The organism is Leclercia tamurae, assembly GCF_025566055.1.
Taxonomy (GTDB): Bacteria; Pseudomonadota; Gammaproteobacteria; order Enterobacterales; family Enterobacteriaceae; genus Enterobacter; species Enterobacter tamurae.
In genome coordinates this window covers 1-20,011 of sequence record NZ_JAMHKS010000066.1, presented here as the reverse complement: position 1 = coordinate 20,011, position 20,011 = coordinate 1, and the positions used below count along the sequence as shown (strand labels likewise).

Genomic DNA, 20,011 nt, shown 5'->3' with positions numbered 1-20,011 from the left:
GATCCTACGGAAAGTTGAACGCGTGTCCAGCTTTTTGTTACACTCGTTGCCCCCCAGTTGAGAGTGAAAAAAAATGAGTTATCTGAGCAAGGACGAGCGGCGGGAAGAGATCATGCAGGCGGCGATGCGCGTGGCGCTGAGCGAAGGCTTTACCGCGATGACCGTAAGACGGATCGCCACCGAAGCGAAAGTGGCGACGGGCCAGGTCCATCACCATTTTGCCTCCGCAGGCGAACTCAAGTCACAGGCCTTTATCCGCCTGATCCGCGATCTGCTGGATGCTGAGGTGGTGGCAGCAAACGCCAGCTGGCGCGAAAAGCTGCATGCCATGCTCGGCAGCGACGACCGTAGTTTTGAACCCTATATTCGTCTGTGGCGGGAAGCCCAGCTGTTAGCCGCCCGCGATGCCGAAATAAAAGGCGCTTATGTGTTAACTATGGAGATGTGGCATCAGGAGACGGTCGCCATCATACGGGCGGGTGAACAACAGAACGCCTTCAATCTGAAAGACACTCCTGAAAACATTGCCTGGCGGCTGATTGGTCTGGTCTGCGGGCTGGATGGGTTATACGTATTATCCATGCCGGAAATGGATGACGCCGCGTTTAATCGACATCTTGAGACGCTTATTACTCTGGAACTGGGCTAATCATCAGCTTTTCTTAACTGTTACGATTTGTAACACATTAAGCGGACCCTCTTCTCCCTTATAAACTCATGGGTTCGTTTTTTTTCTCTATCCTTTCAGAAGACTCCCAAAACACATCTAATAATTTCTCATCAAAATATCAGGCAACTGCCTGATTGTATTTCTCTTTCTGCCATTTACGGATATGCAAGAGGGTAATATGTCACAACAAGCTGAGAAGAATAATCATTATTTGTTAAGCAACTGGAAACCGGAAAACACGGCATTTTGGGAAAATAAAGGCAAAAAGATTGCGCGACGAAATTTAGTTATTTCGGTTGCCTGTCTGCTGCTGGCCTTTTGCGTCTGGATGTTATTTAGCGCGGTGGCGGTGAACCTGAATAAGGTGGGTTTTAATTTCACCACCGATCAGCTATTTATGTTAACCGCTCTGCCATCGCTCTCCGGGGCCATATTACGCGTTCCCTACTCCTTTATGGTGCCCATATTTGGTGGCCGCTACTGGACAGTATTAAGCACCGTTATTCTGATTATTCCCTGCGTGTGGCTCGGTATTGCGGTGCAGAACCCGGCTACCCCTTATGCGGTATTTATCACTATCGCCCTGCTGTGCGGTTTTGCCGGGGCGAACTTCGCCTCCAGCATGGGCAACATCAGCTTTTTCTTCCCCAAAGCCAAACAGGGCAGCGCGCTGGGTATTAACGGCGGGCTGGGTAATCTGGGCGTCAGCGTGATGCAGATGGCGGCCCCGGTGGTGATCTTCCTGCCGATGTTTACCTTCCTCGGGGTCCACGGCGTGCCGCAGGAGGATGGCTCGTCGCTGTTCCTCGCCAACGCCGCCTGGATCTGGGCCCCGCTGCTGCTGCTGGCGACCATTGCCGCCTTTTTTGGCATGAACGATATCGCCAGCTCAAAGGCCACCATCGCCAGCCAGCTGCCGGTGCTGAAACGCCTGCACCTGTGGCTGCTGAGCCTGCTCTATCTGGCCACCTTCGGCTCGTTTATCGGCTTTTCTGCGGGCTTTGCCATGCTGTCGAAAACCCAGTTCCCGGACGTCAATATCCTGCATCTGGCCTTCTTTGGCCCATTGATCGGTGCCCTGGCGCGCTCTGCGGGTGGGGTCATATCCGATAAGCTGGGCGGAGTGCGCGTCACGCTGGTGAACTTCATTTTTATGGCGCTGTTCAGCGCCCTGCTGTTCCTCACCCTGCCGGGCACCGGCTCCGGCAACTTTACCGCCTTTTATCTGGTGTTTATGGGACTGTTTCTTACCGCCGGGCTCGGCAGCGGCTCCACCTTCCAGATGATCGCTGTCATCTTCCGGCAAATCACCGTCTATAGAGTCAAACTGCACGGTGGCACGGACGAGCAGGCCCAGAAAGAGGCCGTCACCGACACCGCCGCTGCGCTGGGCTTTATCTCGGCCATCGGTGCCGTCGGCGGGTTCTTCATTCCAAAAGCCTTCGGCACCTCGCTGGCAATGACCGGCTCGCCGGTAGGGGCGATGAAGGTCTTCCTGGTGTTCTACATCGTCTGCGTGTTCGTCACCTGGCTGGTGTATGGCCGTCGGCAGAAGCACGTCAAATCATAACGAGTTGTTCAATTTTTTGTGAGCAGTGTAACCACGGGGCGGGAGTCGCTCCGTCAGGAGAAACGTCATGAGTAAATTGTTGGATCGCTTTCGTTATTTCAAACTCAAAGGCGAGACCTTCGCGGATGGACACGGTCAGGTGATGCACACCAACCGCGACTGGGAGGACAGCTATCGCCAGCGATGGCAGTTTGACAAAATTGTGCGATCCACCCACGGCGTGAACTGTACCGGCTCCTGTAGCTGGAAGATCTACGTCAAGAATGGCCTGGTGACCTGGGAAACCCAGCAGACCGACTACCCCCGCACCCGCCCCGACCTGCCGAACCACGAGCCGCGCGGCTGCCCGCGCGGGGCCAGCTACTCCTGGTATCTCTACAGCGCCAACCGCCTCAAGTACCCCCTGGTGCGCCGCAAGCTGATCGAGCTGTGGCGCGAGGCGCTGGCCCAGCACAGCGATCCGGTGCTGGCCTGGAATGCCATCCAGAATGACCCGCAGAAGAGCCAGAGCTACAAGCAGGCGCGAGGTCACGGCGGATTTATCCGCTCGAACTGGAAAGAGCTGAACCAGCTTATCGCCGCCGCCAACGTCTGGACCATCAAACACTACGGCCCGGACCGGGTAGCAGGCTTCTCGCCGATCCCGGCGATGTCGATGGTCTCTTACGCCGCCGGCACCCGCTATCTCTCCCTGCTGGGCGGCACCTGCCTCAGCTTCTACGACTGGTACTGCGACCTGCCGCCCGCCTCGCCGATGACCTGGGGCGAGCAGACCGATGTGCCGGAGTCCGCCGACTGGTACAACTCCAGCTACATCATCGCCTGGGGCTCCAACGTGCCGCAGACCCGTACCCCGGACGCCCACTTCTTTACCGAGGTGCGCTACAAAGGCACCAAAACCATCGCCATCACCCCCGACTTTTCGGAAGTGGCGAAACTCAGCGACCAGTGGCTGGCACCGAAACAGGGCACCGACAGCGCCTTAGCGATGGCGATGGGCCACGTGATCCTGAAAGAGTTCCACCTCGATAACCCGAGCGACTATTTCCTCAACTACTGCCGTCGCTATACCGACATGCCGATGCTGGTGATGCTCGAGCCGCGTGAGGACGGCAGCTACGTGCCGGGCCGGATGCTGCGCGCCTCGGATCTCGCCGACGGGCTGGGTGAAGCCAATAATCCGGAGTGGAAAACCGTCGCCTTTACCGCCACCGGCGATCTGGTGGTGCCGAACGGCTCTATCGGCTTCCGCTGGGGCGAAAAAGGCAAATGGAACCTCGAATCGCGGGCGGCAGGTCAGGAGACCGAGCTGACGCTCTCCCTGCTCGGCACCCACGACAGCGTCGCCGGGGTGGCCTTCCCCTACTTTGGCGGCAATGAAAACCCGCATTTCCGCAGCGTGAAGCAGGAGCCGGTGCTGGTTCGTCAGCTGCCGGTGAAAACCCTGACCCTCGCCGATGGCCGCCAGCTGCAGGTCGCCAGCGTCTACGATCTGGTGCTGGCCAACTACGGCCTCGATCGCGGCCTGGAGGATGAGCTCGCGGCAAAAGATTACGCCGAGATCAAAGCCTATACCCCGGCCTGGGGGGAGCAGATCACCGGCGTGCCGCGTCGCCTCATCGAACAGATCGCCCGGGAGTTCGCCGACACGGCGCACAAAACACATGGCCGGTCGATGATCATTCTCGGTGCCGGGGTCAACCACTGGTATCACATGGACATGAACTACCGGGGAATGATCAACATGCTGGTCTTCTGCGGCTGCGTGGGCAAAAGCGGCGGGGGCTGGTCGCACTATGTCGGCCAGGAGAAGCTGCGCCCGCAAACCGGCTGGCTGCCGCTGGCCTTCGCGCTGGACTGGAATCGTCCGCCGCGCCAGATGAACAGCACCTCGTTCTTCTACAACCATGCCAGCCAGTGGCGCTATGAAAAACTGACCGCCCAGGAGCTGCTCTCTCCCCTGGCGGACGCCTCGAAATTCACCGGGCATCTGATCGACTTTAACGTGCGCGCCGAGCGCATGGGCTGGCTGCCGTCTGCGCCGCAGCTGAACCTTAACCCGCTGCACATTAAGGCCCAGGCGGAGGCGGTGGGCATGTCGCCCCAGGAGTACACCGCCCAGGCGCTGAAATCCGGCGATATCCGCATGGCCTGCGAGCAGCCGGACAACGGCAAAAACCACCCGCGCAACCTGTTCGTCTGGCGCTCTAACCTGCTCGGCTCCTCCGGGAAAGGCCATGAGTACATGCTCAAGTACCTGCTGGGCACCGAGAGCGGCATTCAGGGCGATGACCTCGGTAATACCGATGACGTGAAGCCGGAAGAGGTGGAGTGGCAGACTGCCGCCATCGAGGGCAAGCTGGATCTGCTGGTGACCCTCGATTTCCGCATGTCCAGCACCTGCCTGTTCTCGGATATCGTCCTTCCCACCGCCACCTGGTATGAGAAAGACGATATGAATACCTCGGATATGCATCCGTTTATTCATCCGCTCTCCGCCGCGGTGGATCCGGCCTGGGAATCGCGCAGCGACTGGGAGATCTACAAGGGCATCGCCAAAGTCTTCTCTGAGGTCTGCGTCGGCCATCTGGGGACCGAAACTGACGTGGTGTTGCAGCCTCTGCAGCACGACTCCCCGGCGGAGCTGTCCCAGCCGTTCGACATTGCCGACTGGCGCAAAGGCGAATGCGACCTGATCCCCGGCGAAACCGCCCCGGCCATTGCCGTGGTGGAGCGTAACTATCCGGATACTTACGAGCGCTTTACCGCCCTCGGGCCGCTGCTGGACAAGCTCGGCAACGGCGGGAAAGGCATCTCCTGGAACACCCAGGACGAGGTCGATTTCCTCGGCAAGCTCAACTACGTCAAACTCGATGGCCCGGCGAAAGGCCGTCCGCGCATCGAAACGGCGATTGACGCCTCGGAGGTGATCCTCGCCCTCGCCCCGGAAACCAACGGCCAGGTGGCGGTCAAAGCCTGGGAGGCGCTGGCCGAATTCACCGGTCGCGAGCACAGCCATCTGGCGCTGAACAAGGAGGACGAGAAGATCCGCTTCCGCGATATTCAGGCCCAGCCGCGCAAAATCATCTCCAGCCCGACCTGGTCCGGCATTGAGAGCGAACATGTCTCCTACAATGCCGGGTACACCAACGTCCACGAGCTGATCCCGTGGCGCACACTCTCCGGACGGCAGCAGCTGTATCAGGATCACCAGTGGATGCGCGCCTTCGGTGAGAGCCTGGTGGCCTATCGTCCGCCGATTGATACCCGCAGCGTGACCCACATGCGCGAGATCCCACCCAACGGCTTCCCGGAGAAGGCACTCAACTTCCTGACGCCCCACCAGAAATGGGGCATCCACTCCACCTACAGCGAAAACCTGCTGATGCAGACCCTGTCGCGCGGGGGGCCGATTGTCTGGATCAGCGAAGCGGATGCGAAAGAGCTGGGCATTGAGGATAACGACTGGATCGAGTGCTTCAACGCCAACGGCGCCCTCACCGCCCGCGCGGTGGTCAGCCAGCGCGTGCCGCCGGGGATGACCATGATGTATCACGCCCAGGAGCGCATTCTGAACATTCCTGGTTCAGAAGTGACCGGACGACGCGGGGGGATCCACAACTCGGTCACCCGCATCTGTCCGAAACCGACCCACATGATTGGCGGCTACGCCCAGCTGGCGTACGGCTTCAACTACTACGGCACCGTCGGGTCCAACCGCGACGAGTTCATCATGATCCGCAAGATGAAAAACATTAACTGGCTGGATGGCGAAGGTCGGGATCAGGTACAGGAGGCGAAAAAATGAAAATACGCTCACAGGTTGGCATGGTACTCAATCTCGACAAATGCATCGGGTGTCACACCTGCTCGGTGACCTGCAAGAACGTCTGGACCGGGCGCGAAGGGATGGAGTACGCCTGGTTTAACAACGTCGAAACCAAGCCGGGCATCGGCTACCCGAAAAACTGGGAGGACCAGGAGCAGTGGCAAGGCGGCTGGATCCGCGGCATCTCCGGCAAGCTGACCCCGCGCCTCGGCGGCAAGCTTGGGGTGCTGTCAAAAATCTTCGCCAACCCGCAAATGCCGCAGATCGACGACTACTACGAGCCCTTTACCTTTGACTATCAGGATCTGCACCGCGCCCCGGAGGGCAATCACCTGCCCACCGCCCGCCCGCGCTCGTTGATTGACGGCAAACGTATGGACAAAATCAAATGGGGGCCCAACTGGGAAGAACTGCTCGGGGGCGAGTTCGAGAAGCGCGCCCGGGACCGCAACTTCGACAGAATGCAGAAGGAGATGTACGGTCAGTTCGAAAACACCTTCATGATGTATCTCCCGCGCCTGTGCGAGCACTGCCTGAACCCGAGCTGTGCGGCGACCTGCCCGAGCGGGGCGATCTACAAGCGCGAAGAGGATGGCATCGTACTGATCGACCAGGACAAGTGCCGCGGCTGGCGTCTGTGCATCAGCGGCTGTCCGTACAAAAAGATCTACTTCAACTGGAAGAGCGGCAAGTCAGAAAAATGCATCTTCTGCTACCCGCGTATCGAATCCGGCCAGCCCACCGTCTGCTCGGAAACCTGCGTCGGACGCATCCGCTACCTCGGCGTGCTGCTGTATGACGCCGACCGTATCGAAGAGGCGGCCAGCACCGAGCATGAAACCGATCTCTATGAGCGTCAGTGCGACGTGTTCCTGAATCCGCACGACCCGGCGATTATTGAAGAGGCGGTTAAGCAAGGCATACCGCAGAACGTGATCGACGCGGCCCAGCGTTCCCCGGTCTACAAAATGGCGATGGACTGGAAGCTGGCCCTGCCGCTGCACCCGGAGTACCGCACCCTGCCGATGGTCTGGTATGTGCCACCTCTGTCACCGATCCAGTCCTATGCCGATGCTGGTGGTCTGCCGCAGACCGACAGCATTCTCCCGGCGGTCGAAAGCCTGCGCATTCCGGTGCAGTATCTGGCCAATATGCTCAGCGCGGGCGACACCGGCCCGGTGCTGCGCGCCCTGAAACGGATGATGGCGATGCGCCACTACAAACGCTCCCAGACCGTGGAAGGCGTGACCGATACCCGCGCCATCGAGGAAGCGGGCCTCAGCGTCGAGCAGGTGGAGGAGATGTACCGCTATCTCGCGATCGCCAACTACGAAGACCGTTTCGTGATCCCGACCAGCCACCGGGAGATGGCCCGCGACGCCTTCCCGGAGAAAAACGGCTGCGGCTTTACCTTCGGTGACGGCTGCCACGGCTCCGACACCAAATTCAACCTGTTCAACAGCAGCCGCATCGACGCCATCAACATCACCGAGGTGCGCGAACATGGGGAGGGAGAGTAATGCAGATCCTCAAAATTATCGCCCTGCTGATTGAGTACCCGGACGAGGCGCTGTGGGAGAGCCGCGACGAGGCGATTGCCCTGGTGGCGCAGGACGCGCCGGGGCTGTTGCCGTTTGCGCAGCAGTACCTTAATGCCCCGCTACTCGACCGCCAGGCCGAGTGGTGCGAGGTGTTCGAGCGCGGGCGCGCCACCTCGCTGCTGCTGTTTGAACATGTGCATGCCGAATCCCGGGATCGCGGCCAGGCAATGGTCGACCTGATGAGTCAGTACGAGCAGGCCGGGCTTCAGCTCGACTGCCGCGAGCTGCCGGACTATCTGCCGCTCTATCTGGAGTATCTGAGCATTGTGCCACAGGCGCAGGCCCGGGAGGGGTTACAGAACGTCGCGCCGATCCTGGCCCTGATTGGCGGACGGCTGAAACAGCGCCAGGTGGCGCACTATCAGCTGTTCGACGCCCTGCTGAGGTTCGCGGGCAGTAAGTTGTCAAGTGACAGTGTCACGCAGCAGGTGGCAGGTGAAAAACGGGATGATACCCGCCAGGCGCTGGATGCGGTCTGGGAAGAGGAGCAGGTGAAGTTTATTGAGGATAACGCCACGGCGTGCGACAGCTCGCCCATGCAGCAATATCAACGACGCTTTAGCCAGGACGTCGCCCCGCAGTACGTGGACGTCAGCGCCGGAGGCCCAAAATGACACACCATCTGAACGTCTTTTTCTTTGATATTTATCCGTACATCTGCGCCGCGGTCTTCTTCCTCGGCAGCTGGCTGCGGTATGACTACGGCCAGTACACCTGGCGCGCCTCCTCCAGCCAGCTGCTGGACAAGCGTGGCATGAACTGGGGCTCTAACCTGTTCCACATCGGCATTATTGGGATTTTCTTCGGCCATCTGTTTGGGATGTTAACCCCGCACTGGATGTACGCCTGGTTCCTGCCGATGGCGGTCAAACAGCAGCTGGCGATGATTGCCGGGGGTATCTGCGGGGTGCTGACCCTGATTGGCGGCTCGATGCTGTTGTATCGTCGCCTGTTTAATCAGCGGGTGCGCGCCACCTCCACCACGCCGGATATTATCATCATGAGCATTCTGCTGACCCAATGCGTGCTCGGCCTGACGACCATTCCGTTTTCGGCGCAATACCCGGACGGCAGCGAAATGCTGAAGCTGGTCGGCTGGGCGCAGGGGATCTTCACCTTCCGCGGGGGCTCGTCAGAGATGCTGACCGGGGTGGCGTTCATATTCCGCGTCCACCTGGTGCTGGGGATGACCATCTTCCTGCTCTTCCCCTTCACTCGTCTGGTCCACGTCTGGAGTGCGCCGTTCGAATACATCACCCGGCGCTATCAGCTGGTGAGATCCCGACGGTAGGCCTAAGCCACGCCGGGTGGTGGCTGCGCCTTACCCGGCCTACAAACCGCGTTACACCGTAGGCCGGGCCAGCGCCAGCGCCGCCCGGCGTTGCCGATTGGCTAGATACCCGGCAAAACACCACTCACTATGGCAAGGATCACCATTAACACAATAATGGCGCAAACAACCCCGATGCCAAACAGTACGGTATGAAAGATCAAGGTGCCTCCGGCAAACGCCATAGCGCCACGTATGCCCCAGCGATTCTCCTTTCGCATACCGCCGATAAACGCGAGCCCCAACCCGGCGATGGCAAGAACAATCCCACCATTATGGAGAATCCGGTCAACATCCAGAGTGCGGTTTTCTGCGATTGCAGGCGTGTTCCCGGTTATGCCAGCAATAATGCCCTTTTTAACGGCAGCGACCTGCTCAGCAACCACCTTTTCCAGGGATGGAGGTGGTGAAGAGAAAGGACCAAAAGAGAAATGCACTATCCCAAGCACCAGGGCGATAGCGCCCAGCAGCATGCCCAGTGAGCTAAATTTATTCTGCGACAAGATTTCCATATCAATATGCCTTGTGATGATGAGTATAAGCGTCCTGGTTTATTATCCAGGCGGCATTATTGTACTCAACATCAGTAACATGCGAAGAAATACTCGCTGGAGATCCGGGTCTATACATCCCGCCGGGTGGCGGCTACGCCTTACCCGGCCTACAAAAACGCGTCACGTTGTTGGCTATTTCCCCGCCTGCGGATGGGTTTCAAACCCGGCCATCACCGCCGTCAGTTCTGTCAGCGAAAAACCGTACTTCGGATCGTCAACCCCCAGCCCGAACCGCTCCTGCATCAGCTGATACAGCGCGCCGGCATCCGGCAAATTAATCTGCTCCACCACGTGCCCGTCCTGCCAGTGGGTAAAGTGCAGGTTGGTGAGGGTCAGTTTGCCGCCGTCCGGCAGATGTCGGCACATCAACAGATGGTGACGAAAATGGGACTGCGGCCAGTGTGCGGACCAGAAGTTGCCCATCACGTAGTCGGTCTGGTACTGGGCGGCGAGATCGAAGTGATACATCGACTGCCAGTGATCGTGATGACGGAACTGGAGCACCCAATCCTGGCCGTCGTTGATCAGCCGGTAGACCCCGTGCGGCGTCGCCTGCTCCTCCTCGGCGATCAACCGAATCGGCGCGGTCAGGGTCTGCCCACCAAAACCGACATCGGCGATCCAGCGTTCATCGTTCAGCTCCACCAGCAGCAGACGATGAGTGCGCGGCGGCATGTGGGGCGGATTCGCCAGCACTACCCGGCCCAGCAGGCTGCGGACGTTAAAGCCCACCTCACGCAGCACCCGCTCAAACAGGCCGTTCTGCTCGAAGCAGTAGCCCCCGCGTCGGGCGGTGACCAGCTTATCCACCAGGGATTGCTCATCGAGCTGGATCTCCCTTGGCAGCACCACATCAATATTTTCAAACGGAATGGTGCTGTTGTGCTGCAAATGCAGCGCCCGCAGGGTGTTGATGTCCACAGAGACCGGCTGCTGCCAGCCGGTACGGGCGAAATACGCGCTCAAAAATGGGGTCATAATCAGTTTCCTTTTACAGTCTCCCTTGTTTATAAACTATTTTTCCTCAACCACTGTCGCAATAGTGCTTTTTATCCCCGCGCCGAGCGCTGCATGATCCCCAGCGCCGTGAGCATTAATACCAGCCCGGTAAGCAGCGTCAGGGTCGCCATCGCCATTCCCTGCCCGACCGATCCCTGCTCGAACTGCCGCCAGATGAATACCGACACGGTCTGCGTCCCCGCGGGGGCCAGCAGCAGCGAGGTGACCAGCTCGCGCGAGGCGATAGCGAACACCATCAACATCGCCGCCAGCATCGCCGGAGAGACCAGCGGCAGGACGATAAAACGTAACGCCTGCAATGCCGACGCGCCATGCACCCGCGCGGCAGGCTCGAGGTTGCCCCCCAGCTGGCGCAGCGCGCTGCCGACATAGCGCACCGGCCACGGCAGCAGCAGGCAACAATAGGAGAGCAGCAGGATCGCCCAGCTGTTGTAGGGTGATACCGGCCAGAACGGCTGGTTCCACAGCAGGATCAGCCCCACCCCGACCACCACGCCGGGCAGCGCGGCAGGCATCAACGACAGCGCATCCACCAGCCCGTGGCCTCTGATCTTCTGCACTACTACCAGCCAGGCGGCCAGCAGCCCGAGTAAACCGGTGATACAGGCCGCCCCCAGGGCCAGCGACAGGCTGGTGCCCAGCGCCGACAGGGCATCCCCCTGCTGGCTGAATAACGCCGCATAGTGAGAGGCAGTCAGATTGGCGAGCGTCACTCCGCCCGATAAGGTGCCCAGTACGCCGGACAAGGCCATGGAGGCTCCCGGCAGGATCACCGCGATAAACCCGGTCAGGGCCAGCAGCGCCACCACCGGCAGGGTAAAGCCCCCGGCATCGGCGCCCATGTTCTCCGTCGGTTTGCCGGTAATACTGGTCACGTCGTGATTACCGGTGAGTTTTTTCTGCAGCCCCCAGGCGCTCAGGGCGATGGTCACCAGCACCACCGAGAGCATCGACGCCCCCGACAGATCGATCGGCCATTCAGCGAGTTTTTTCTCGATATCGGTGGTGAGCATCAGTACCCCGGCACGGGTCCCGAGCGCCGCGGGCACGCCATACTCCTCAATCGCCAGGGTGAAGGCCAGCAGCATCCCCGCCGCCAGCGACGGCGACAGCATCGGCAGCGTGATATGCCAGAAGGCCCGGCCAGGACTGGCCCCGTGTACGCGCGCCACCAGCGCCAGCCGTTGTCCGCTCGCCAGCAGGCTGCGCGACACCGCAAAATAGACCACCGGGAAGATGTTCAGGGCCATTACCAGCACGATCCCGGTCTGGCTGAACAGCAGATTATTCAGGTTAAGGCCGGTGAGCTGTTGCAGATAGCCGTTGGTTTGCAGGACCAGCATCCACGACAGGGCGGCGATATAGGGCGGGGTTAAAAAAGGGATCAGAAACAGCAGATCCCACAGCCGGGGCAGCGGCAGGTTAAGCAGCCCACGCGCCACGCCAAGGGGAAAGCCGATCAATGCGCTGACCAGCGCCACGCCGAACGCCACCTGCAGCGTACCGCCCAGCATAGTGGGCAGTTGCGGCTCGGCCAGCAGCGTCGCTACGCCGCTAAAGGCCCCGGATAAAATTCCGGCGCTGAACTGCGGAAACACCGCCTGCAGCAGAATAAACGTGAGCGGAGACGCCACCAGGATCACCAGCAGCGCCAGCGTCGTCACCGACAAGAATTTAGGATTCACAAAGCAGTCCTGAAGACGGGGTTGCCCCCGTCAGGTGATTATAAGGTGAAGAGCGTGTTGAAACGCTTGAGGATATCGCTGCGTTCGCTGGAACCGTCGCTTTTGGTCGGCAGGATTTTCAGGTCGTTGAGCAGCGGACGCTTAGCCTGCACGTCGTCACGGGCCGGCATCAGCCATGCATCAGCCACCATCGCCTGGCCCTCTGGCGACAGAACGTAATCGACGAAGGCTTTGGCATCTTCCGCATGCTGAGTAGATTTGAGGATCATCATCGGGCGCGGGGCAATCACCGTCCCGCTGGCCGGGAAGATCACCTTCAGGGATTCGCCCTGGCTGATGTTGCCGTACGACACGTAGTCCACCGCGCCAAACACCGCCGCTTTGGCCCCCTGCATTACCGGCGTCACCGCCTGGGCATTCGGGCCGCTGACCACCATGCCGTTCTTTTTCAGCTCATCAAACAGGGTCCAGGCCTTATCGCCCATCCCATTTTGCAGCCCGATCAGCAGATCCAGCGACGCGCCGGAGAGCGCCGGGTCAGGAGTTGTGACTTTATCTTTGAAGGCTCCGGTGGTCAGATCGCGCCACTCTTTTGGCTCCGGAGTGCCGCTTTTGGTATTCCAGACGATGCCCAACGCCGAGATGCCCTGCGCGACGTAGTCGTCAGATTTCAGATCGGCTGGCACCTTCGCCGCATTGGCGCTCTGGTACGGCAGCAGCCAGCCGCGGTTATGCAGATCTTCTGCGGTATCCCAGGAGGCGGAGATCAGAATATCGGCCTGCGGATTCGCCTGCTCCGCCTCAAGGCGGGCCATCACTTTACCGGTGGTTGCCTGGAAGATATCCACCTTCACGCCGGTTTTCTTTTCAAAACCGCTGGCGAGGCTTTTAGCCAGCGACCCTGGACCAGCAGTGTAGAGGGTCAGCGCGTGGGCGCTGGAGATCATAACGGACGATAACGCCATGGCTAGCAGAACTCCCTTTTTGACGGATATTGCAGCTTTCATGCGAACTCCCCTGAGGATGTAATCAAACGATCGGCAGCGACGCTGCCAGCAGACAAATGCACGATGCGATCGGCCAGGATTTCAGCCTCCCGGCGGTCGTGGGTAACATAGACGGCGGTGGTGCCGAGCTGGCGCAGCAGCGTGGCCATCTCGTGACACAAGGTGCCACGCAGTTCGCTGTCGAGGTTGGAGAGCGGCTCGTCAAACAGCAGCACCCGCGGCTCGGCGACGATCGCCCGGGCCAGCGCCACGCGCTGTTGCTGCCCGCCGGAGAGCCCCGCCGGTTTGCGGTCGGCGAAATCGCTTAACCCGACGCGGGCCAGCGCCTGCGCTACCCGGCTATCGCATTCCTGACGCGGGATATGGCGCATTCGCAGTGGGAACGACACGTTCTGTGCCACGGTCATGTGCGGCCAGAGGGCGTAATCCTGGAACACCATGCCGATGTCCCGGGCTTCCGGCGGTAAGGCCCATCCGGTTTTCGCCACCAGGCGATCGCCAAAATGGATCTCCCCTTCTGCGGGCTGGGTTAATCCCGCCAGCAGACGCAACAGGGTGCTTTTTCCGCAGCCCGACGGCCCCAGCAGCGCAACCACGCTACCCGGCTCGATATGCAGATCGATTTGATTCAAAACGGTGTTCGCGCCAAAAGCGTACGAGACGCCTTTGAGCGTGATGGAAGTGAGCATATTGTTATCCTCTTTGGGATTTGATGCTCGCCACTGTAGGCAGCTTGTGTGACGAATAAACTACGCATTTGTTGCAGCTTGATTTCCAATGGCTTTCAGCCGTTTAATGCTCTGACGCTATTTATGAGGAAAATCGATGAGCCACTTCCGCCCCGTTGAGTTAATGCACGCCAGCCGCCTGTTAAATCACGGCCCGACCGTTTTGATCACCAGCCGCGACGAGACCATCGACCGCCGCAACGTGATGGCCGCCGCCTGGTCGATGCCGGTGGAGTTCGAGCCGCCGCGGATCGCCATCGTGGTGGATAAAAGCGCCTGGTCGCGGGAGCTGATCGAGCGCAGCGGCAGGTTCGGGATCGTCATTCCCGGCGTGGCGGCCACCAACTGGACGTATGCCGTGGGCAGCGTCAGCGGCCGGGATGAGGACAAGTTCAACTGCTACGGCATCCCGGCGATCAACGGCCCGGTGCTGGGGCTACCGGTGATTGAGGAGAAGTGCCTGGCGTGGATGGAGTGCCGTCTGCTGCCTGCCACCTCGGCGGCGGAAAAGTATGACACCCTGTTTGGCGAGGTGGTCTCTGCCGCAGCGGATGAACAGGCATTCGTGAACGGGCGATGGCAGTTTGACGACGATAAGCGTAATACCCTGCACCATCTCGGCGCGGGAACCTTTGTGACCAGCGGGAAGCAGGTCAAAGCGCCTGAGTGAAATAATCAAAACTAACGTTATAAGATAAAGAATGGCCCTATGAGGCCATTCTAAAAATATGTCATGTTTTTATCTAAAATAAATCTTCATAACTATGGGATATGTACACTTTCATTTATTCCCACTATTGACCCCCAAACTCAAACATTGATTGACCTTGAAAACCTGCCGCGTCAAAATGGAGAAAGAAAATGACTGAAAACATTATATTCAGAAAAGAACCATTAGGAACCACATGAGAATGAAATCGCAAATTGACAAAGAAAATCTTTTAGGGAAAAGAATGATATTGACGTTACTTCCTGCAATCTCCCCTTTTATAATTATACTGTTAATTTATTTTAACAATCCAGAGTCTGATTTGATAAGTGCTATGGCTTCATGGGGCAGCGAACTACCTGCTGTTACTTCCGCAAAAAACCCACTGTTAAGCAAAGCAATGGATCTTTATACAAAAACAGCGCCATTCGTCGCGGCACTCTTTTTTATGACATCATTTAAACTAATGAGCATCAAAAAAGATCACTCAAATACAAAATTGATCGGCACGTTGCTTTTGTATTATGTCTTTTATTTTTGTATTACCTATCCATTCCTGTTTTGTAATCAAGAGCTAACAACATCTGGCAGGCTTTTGCGACTTATGTCAGAAAATGACATTTTTTTAACGTTTTTCTATTCCTCACTCTATGCTGGGCTATTTGTGTTAACCGTTATGGTTTTTTGGTTTACGATTGGGGTTTGCAACGCGTTAAAGGAGAGGTGATAAACACCCCTCCTGGTTTATTAGTGTGCTGCTTTGATTAATTCGTTATTGATTCTTTCTGCAACTGAGTCATCTATCAAAGATGCCAGATACGAAATAATCAATGTTACAACGATCATTATTAACGTTGTCGTAAAGAGACTTGAGATAGCAAACATTGAAAGAATTATACCTAAAGTAGCCATTGCTACGCTCGCAACGACACCGCTTAACACCCATGATTCAACTTCAAGAATCAAAGGTCCCCAGTTTCCGGTTTCGTAGCCAACGATACTTTTTTCACGTACTTTTTCGACACGAAGTAACCAGCCAGCAGTAGTGAAAACTTTACTTAGACTCGCGAGGTTTATTGACATATTTTGTGCGTTAACCTGTCGCCAGGCATTGATGAGAACTGCTTTATCAGCCGGGCTAATTCTCATTGATGGGTTCGAATTCAGCCGATTCAAGGTCTTCATCGCATCGTCATAGCTTCGGATGTTCTTGCCTTGAAAGTTCTTAACTTTTCCGGCGATTTCTTTTGCTATAACCCGGTATCTATCACTAAGTTGCCCACTGATTTTATTTCCGACATCAACAATATAATCGCTTGCTTTCAATAATAATGCGGCTTCGTCGACCTTTTTTGCGGCTGCAGCGGCGGCAATTGCTTTGTCTTCGTCCAACATCATTTGAACTTTTTTACGAAGATCGCCTTTAACTTTTGCAGGAATACTGCCTTTTGCCACAGATTCTTTATACATGTTAACAAGAGCTTTGCAAGATACCCTATCGGCACCGTAGAGTTTTTCTGCGCGCTGCTGGATGGTGGGTGTTGATGGGGGTTTACTTGCTTCGACTGCGTTAGACAGAACTCCATTCAAAATCTGCGCATTGTCTGAACCCGTTGCCGTATCTGTCTTGGTTCGTTTATGGCCCGTTTCAATATTACCGACTACAACGTTCCCGCTCTTGTACTTGAAGTTTAAAATTAATCCACTTAACCCTATTGTGCTGGCCTGCTCTGAATTAATTCCAGAAACGGAGATGCTCAGTGTGCCTGCAGCAGATATGTCCTCAATTTTCACTTTTGCAGAAGGGTTAAGGATATGGACTGCAATAAGTAAGTTTTTGAGTTTCTCAGTAACCGTGGGGTCGGACCGAACAGAAGAAATTTGTTTTTGTACTGCTGCAGATACCCCCGACCAGGAGTTATTATTACCGCCGTTATTGGAACCGCCTGTGCCACCAGGGCCATAAGGTTCTTTCCCTCTCTCAGCACTCCAGTTTGTACCATACCAAATTTAGAACTAGACATATTTTTTCTCCATGATTAACTTCTGTTATATAACTTTCCCTGTGAGGAACTTGAACCGTCGACATGTTACCCAGTAGAACACAACAGCCACAGATAATTATGACAAGCGTTTAAATATTGATTTTTTGTATAAATGCAGATATTGAAAGATGCTTTTCCAAATTAACCATGGCATTAATTTCATGTCAATAATATTCCTGAGAATATAATTAACCAATAATCCCCCATGCTATTATCCTGCCTTCTGGTGCAGTTTTTTTGTTTGTTATATATCTTCTAATAAGTTTTATAAGGGATCCGCATCCGGTCCAGCAGGTTGGTAAAATCCTGCACCGCCACAAAAACCACCGCCCCTTTGCCGGGGATGACGTTGGTGATGATCCCCACCGTCTCCCCGGTCATGCTGTCCACCACTGGCCCGCCGGACATGCCGGACACCGCCCCCGCGCCGGTGATGATGCCGTAGTAACAGCCGTCACGCTTCACGAAGCCGTCGATTTTCCCCATGCTGGATTTGGGCAGGCTGTTGATGGCGCTGTAGCCGAACAGAGTCACGTTGCGCCCGACCCTGGCGTACGCCAGCTGATGCACGATCTTGCCGCGGTTGTTATCGCCTATCACCGCCACATCGCAAATGGGATGCTGAGCTTTCACCGGCTTGAGCAACGGCACGGCGACATGGGCGGCGGTAACAGAAAGCGTGCTGGAGACCGGAAAGGTGGTGCCCTGCATCCCCGCCACCAGCCAGTTCAGCGGCGCAGGCAGGCCGATAAAGACCATATCAGCCTGCTTTGTCGCGCTAAAGTCGGTGCGGCTGGTGCCGGACATCACCACGCACCCCAGCAGTGTAAGGGGTGCCATGAGTGCGGCGAGAGCAAGATGCAGACGCTTCATGGTTCACCCCAGGATCTACTTTTTCGACCGCCCGGCGATGATCTCATCCGCCACGATACGCGGCGCTTCGGCGTAATGGTGGAACTCCATGCTGTAGGTGGCCCGTCCCTGAGACATGGAGCGCAGCGTGGTGGCGTAACCGAACATCTCCGCCAGCGGCACGTCGGCGCGGATAATCTGGCTGCCGAACTGCTCCTCCATCCCCTGCACCAGCCCGCGGCGGGAGGAGAGATCTCCCATGATGTTCCCGGCGTACTCCTCCGGAGTTTCGACCTCCACGTGCATCATCGGCTCGAGGATCACCGGATCGGCTTTGCGCGCCGCGTCCTTAAAGCCGAAGATCGCCGCCATGCGGAAGGCCATCTCCGAGGAGTCGACGTCGTGATAGGAGCCAAAGGTCAGGGTCGCTTTGATATCGACTACCGGATAGCCTGCCAGCACGCCGCTGTTCATCGCTTCCCGCAGCCCTTTCTCCACCGACGGAATGTACTCACGTGGCACCACCCCGCCCTTGGTGGCATCGACAAAAGCAAAGCCGCTGCCCGGCTCCTGCGGTTCGAGGCTCAGCACCACATGGCCGTACTGCCCTTTCCCGCCGGACTGGCGAACAAACTTGCCTTCGATGTCGCTCACCCCTTTGCGAATGGTTTCCCGGTAGGTGACCTGCGGACGGCCAATATTGGCCTCCACGCCAAACTCGCGCTTCATGCGGTCGACGATGATCTCCAGGTGTAGCTCCCCCATCCCGGAGATAATGGTCTGGCCGGACTCTTCATCGGTATGCAGGTGGAAGGAGGGATCTTCCGCCGCCAGTCGGTGCAGGGCGATGCCCATTTTCTCCTGATCGGCTTTGGTTTTCGGCTCGATGGAGAGGGAGATCACCGGGTCCGGGAACTCCATCCGCTCGAGGGTGATCACTGCCCCGGGGTCGGACAGGGTGTCACCGGTAGTGACATCCTTCAGCCCGACGCAGGCGGCGATATCCCCGGTCCGCAGCTCCTCGACGTCATGCCGGTCGTTGGCATGCATCAGCACGATGCGCCCGATGCGCTCTTTCTTGCCCTTCACCGGGTTGAACACCGCATCGCCTTTTTTCAGCACCCCGGAGTAGACACGGATAAAGGTCAGTTGTCCGACGTAGGGGTCGGACATCAGCTTGAACGCCAGCGCGGAGAAGGGTTCGTCATCGTTGGGGTGACGCTCGGCGTGCTGCCCTTTATCATCCACGCCGTCGATGGCGGGCACGTCGAGGGGGGATGGCATCAGCTCAATCACCGCATCCAGCATCCGCTGCACCCCTTTGTTTTTAAAGGCGCTGCCACAGAGCATCGGCTGGATCTCTCCGGCTACCGTGCGTTTGCGCAGTCCGCGGATAATTTCCGCTTCGTCGAGATCGTTGGTTTCGAGGTATTTATCCATTAACTCGTCGCTGGCTTCCGCCGCCGCTGAGACCATTTTCTCCCGCCAGGTTTTGGCGGTGGCCTGCAGATCGTCCGGCACCGGGGCATAGCTGAAGGTCATCCCCTGAGTAGCGTCATCCCAGATGATGGCCCGCATGTGGATCAGATCCACTACACCGGTGAAGTGCTCCTCGGCCCCGATAGGGATGACAATCGGCACCGGGTGGGCTTTCAGGCGATCGATCATCATCTGCACCACGTGGAAGAAGTCAGCTCCCGGACGGTCCATCTTGTTGACGAAGGCGATGCGCGGCACCCGGTACTTATTGGCCTGCCGCCAGACGGTTTCCGACTGCGGCTGCACCCCGCCGACGGAGTCATAGACCATCACCGCCCCGTCCAGCACCCGCATGGAGCGCTCCACCTCAATGGTGAAATCCACGTGCCCGGGGGTGTCGATGATATTGATGTGGTGCGGCTCAAACCCGCGGTCCATCCCGGACCAGAAGCAGCTTACTGCCGCCGAGGTGATGGTAATCCCCCGCTCCTGCTCCTGCGCCATCCAGTCGGTGATCGCTGCGCCATCGTGGACCTCCCCCATCTTATGGCTCACCCCGGTATAAAACAGGATGCGCTCGGTGGTGGTGGTTTTACCGGCGTCGATATGCGCCGAGATACCGATGTTGCGATAACGCTCGAGAGGAATGGACCGGATCATGATGCATCCTTATTTAATGGACATGACAATCACGCGCTGGGGTAGCGCGTGCAGTTATGTAGATCAGTGTAGTGCCCTGTCAACGGGGGGACGGGTGATTTACGGTGAGGGAATCAGACCGCGCTGCAACGCCGGGTGGCGGCTATGAACTGCGCCCCAAAACCTGGACGGCTTGTATTAACCGGTCTTCAGATACTCAGCCCGGAACGCCACCGGGCTGAGTCCTCCCAGACTCAGTTTGATACGCTTGTGGTTCCAGTACCTTATATACG

The 20,011-nt window shown here is 57.6% G+C and carries 17 protein-coding genes; 8 read left to right on the top strand and 9 right to left on the bottom strand.

Annotation, left to right across the window (positions count from 1 at the left end):
• Positions 1-73 precede the first annotated feature (73 nt).
• The 6 genes from M8318_RS04815 to narI all read left to right on the top strand — a co-directional run bounded on the left by M8318_RS04815 (position 74) and on the right by narI (position 8,961).
• A complete protein-coding gene (locus tag M8318_RS04815) occupies positions 74-649 on the top strand; it encodes a TetR family transcriptional regulator (protein WP_262661161.1) in 576 nt (191 codons plus the stop codon).
• Between the two features lie 199 nt (positions 650-848).
• Positions 849-2,240 carry a NarK family nitrate/nitrite MFS transporter gene (locus M8318_RS04810; RefSeq protein ID WP_262661160.1) on the top strand — a complete coding sequence of 464 codons (1,392 nt, stop codon included), beginning with the start codon at positions 849-851 and terminating at the stop codon, positions 2,238-2,240.
• Positions 2,241-2,307: 67 nt separating this feature from the next.
• The gene (locus M8318_RS04805) at positions 2,308-6,048 is read left to right on the top strand and encodes a nitrate reductase subunit alpha (protein WP_262661159.1); all 3,741 of its coding nucleotides are present in this window, start codon (positions 2,308-2,310) and stop codon (positions 6,046-6,048) included.
• Entirely contained in the window at positions 6,045-7,589 is a 1,545-nt protein-coding gene (gene narH, locus M8318_RS04800) for a nitrate reductase subunit beta (RefSeq protein WP_262661158.1), read from the top strand. The genes M8318_RS04805 and narH overlap by 4 nt, the downstream gene beginning before the upstream one ends.
• Complete coding sequence (narW, locus tag M8318_RS04795) at positions 7,589-8,284, top strand: nitrate reductase molybdenum cofactor assembly chaperone (protein ID WP_262661157.1); 696 nt, start codon at positions 7,589-7,591, stop codon at positions 8,282-8,284. The genes narH and narW overlap by 1 nt, the downstream gene beginning before the upstream one ends.
• On the top strand, positions 8,281-8,961 hold the full coding sequence (gene narI / locus M8318_RS04790; protein ID WP_106992911.1) for a respiratory nitrate reductase subunit gamma: 681 nt from the start codon (positions 8,281-8,283) through the stop codon (positions 8,959-8,961). The genes narW and narI overlap by 4 nt, the downstream gene beginning before the upstream one ends.
• A 101-nt stretch (positions 8,962-9,062) precedes the next feature.
• On the opposite strand, the gene M8318_RS04785 is transcribed toward narI, so the two are convergent.
• From M8318_RS04785 to M8318_RS04765, 5 genes are all read right to left on the bottom strand, one after another.
• On the bottom strand, positions 9,063-9,512 hold the full coding sequence (locus tag M8318_RS04785) for a hypothetical protein (RefSeq protein ID WP_262661156.1): 450 nt from the start codon (positions 9,510-9,512) through the stop codon (positions 9,063-9,065).
• Positions 9,513-9,686: 174 nt separating this feature from the next.
• The gene (gene nhoA / locus M8318_RS04780; protein ID WP_262661155.1) at positions 9,687-10,532 is read right to left on the bottom strand and encodes an N-hydroxyarylamine O-acetyltransferase; all 846 of its coding nucleotides are present in this window, start codon (positions 10,530-10,532) and stop codon (positions 9,687-9,689) included.
• A 71-nt stretch (positions 10,533-10,603) separates the two neighbouring features.
• On the bottom strand, positions 10,604-12,259 hold the full coding sequence (locus tag M8318_RS04775) for an ABC transporter permease (RefSeq protein WP_262661154.1): 1,656 nt from the start codon (positions 12,257-12,259) through the stop codon (positions 10,604-10,606).
• A gap of 38 nt (positions 12,260-12,297) precedes the next feature.
• Positions 12,298-13,266, bottom strand: coding sequence for an ABC transporter substrate-binding protein (locus M8318_RS04770; protein WP_262661153.1), 969 nt, complete (start codon positions 13,264-13,266; stop codon positions 12,298-12,300).
• Positions 13,263-13,955, bottom strand: a complete 693-nt coding sequence (locus M8318_RS04765) for an ABC transporter ATP-binding protein (RefSeq protein ID WP_262661152.1) — start codon at positions 13,953-13,955, stop codon at positions 13,263-13,265. The genes M8318_RS04770 and M8318_RS04765 overlap by 4 nt, the downstream gene beginning before the upstream one ends.
• A 136-nt stretch (positions 13,956-14,091) precedes the next feature.
• Here M8318_RS04765 and M8318_RS04760 point away from each other — a divergent pair, with 136 nt between their 5' ends.
• The gene (locus tag M8318_RS04760) at positions 14,092-14,664 is read left to right on the top strand and encodes a flavin reductase family protein (protein WP_262661151.1); all 573 of its coding nucleotides are present in this window, start codon (positions 14,092-14,094) and stop codon (positions 14,662-14,664) included.
• 241 nt (positions 14,665-14,905) lie between these two features.
• On the top strand, positions 14,906-15,430 hold the full coding sequence (gene cui / locus M8318_RS04755; protein ID WP_262661150.1) for a colicin immunity protein: 525 nt from the start codon (positions 14,906-14,908) through the stop codon (positions 15,428-15,430).
• A gap of 20 nt (positions 15,431-15,450) precedes the next feature.
• Here the strand turns inward: cui and M8318_RS22670 are convergent, their stop codons facing one another.
• From M8318_RS22670 to M8318_RS04735, 4 genes are all read right to left on the bottom strand, one after another.
• Positions 15,451-16,497 carry a colicin-like pore-forming protein gene (locus M8318_RS22670; RefSeq protein ID WP_262661149.1) on the bottom strand — a complete coding sequence of 349 codons (1,047 nt, stop codon included), beginning with the start codon at positions 16,495-16,497 and terminating at the stop codon, positions 15,451-15,453.
• 506 nt (positions 16,498-17,003) lie between these two features.
• Positions 17,004-17,621 (bottom strand): serine protease, encoded by a 618-nt coding sequence (locus M8318_RS04745; protein ID WP_262661148.1) that lies wholly within the window; start codon positions 17,619-17,621, stop codon positions 17,004-17,006.
• A gap of 15 nt (positions 17,622-17,636) precedes the next feature.
• Positions 17,637-19,739, bottom strand: coding sequence for an elongation factor G (fusA, locus tag M8318_RS04740; RefSeq protein ID WP_262661147.1), 2,103 nt, complete (start codon positions 19,737-19,739; stop codon positions 17,637-17,639).
• Between the two features lie 177 nt (positions 19,740-19,916).
• Positions 19,917-20,011 (bottom strand): IS3 family transposase (locus M8318_RS04735; protein WP_262660599.1); only part of this gene is annotated, 95 nt, incomplete at its 5' end.

Bases quoted from the DNA above. Each gene is read 5' to 3' on its own strand.
- narH (WP_262661158.1), top strand. From the start codon at position 6,045: ATGAAAATACGCTCACAGGTTGGCATGGTACTCAATCTCGACAAATGC.
- M8318_RS04805 (WP_262661159.1), top strand. From the start codon at position 2,308: ATGAGTAAATTGTTGGATCGCTTTCGTTATTTCAAACTCAAAGGCGAG.
- nhoA (WP_262661155.1), bottom strand. From the start codon at position 10,532: ATGACCCCATTTTTGAGCGCGTATTTCGCCCGTACCGGCTGGCAGCAG.
- narW (WP_262661157.1), top strand. From the start codon at position 7,589: ATGCAGATCCTCAAAATTATCGCCCTGCTGATTGAGTACCCGGACGAG.
- M8318_RS04765 (WP_262661152.1), bottom strand. From the start codon at position 13,955: ATGCTCACTTCCATCACGCTCAAAGGCGTCTCGTACGCTTTTGGCGCG.
- fusA (WP_262661147.1), bottom strand. From the start codon at position 19,739: ATGATCCGGTCCATTCCTCTCGAGCGTTATCGCAACATCGGTATCTCG.
- M8318_RS04810 (WP_262661160.1), top strand. From the start codon at position 849: ATGTCACAACAAGCTGAGAAGAATAATCATTATTTGTTAAGCAACTGG.
- M8318_RS04770 (WP_262661153.1), bottom strand. From the start codon at position 13,266: ATGAAAGCTGCAATATCCGTCAAAAAGGGAGTTCTGCTAGCCATGGCG.
- cui (WP_262661150.1), top strand. From the start codon at position 14,906: ATGAAATCGCAAATTGACAAAGAAAATCTTTTAGGGAAAAGAATGATA.
- M8318_RS04745 (WP_262661148.1), bottom strand. From the start codon at position 17,621: ATGAAGCGTCTGCATCTTGCTCTCGCCGCACTCATGGCACCCCTTACA.
- M8318_RS04785 (WP_262661156.1), bottom strand. From the start codon at position 9,512: ATGGAAATCTTGTCGCAGAATAAATTTAGCTCACTGGGCATGCTGCTG.
- narI (WP_106992911.1), top strand. From the start codon at position 8,281: ATGACACACCATCTGAACGTCTTTTTCTTTGATATTTATCCGTACATC.
- M8318_RS04760 (WP_262661151.1), top strand. From the start codon at position 14,092: ATGAGCCACTTCCGCCCCGTTGAGTTAATGCACGCCAGCCGCCTGTTA.
- M8318_RS04815 (WP_262661161.1), top strand. From the start codon at position 74: ATGAGTTATCTGAGCAAGGACGAGCGGCGGGAAGAGATCATGCAGGCG.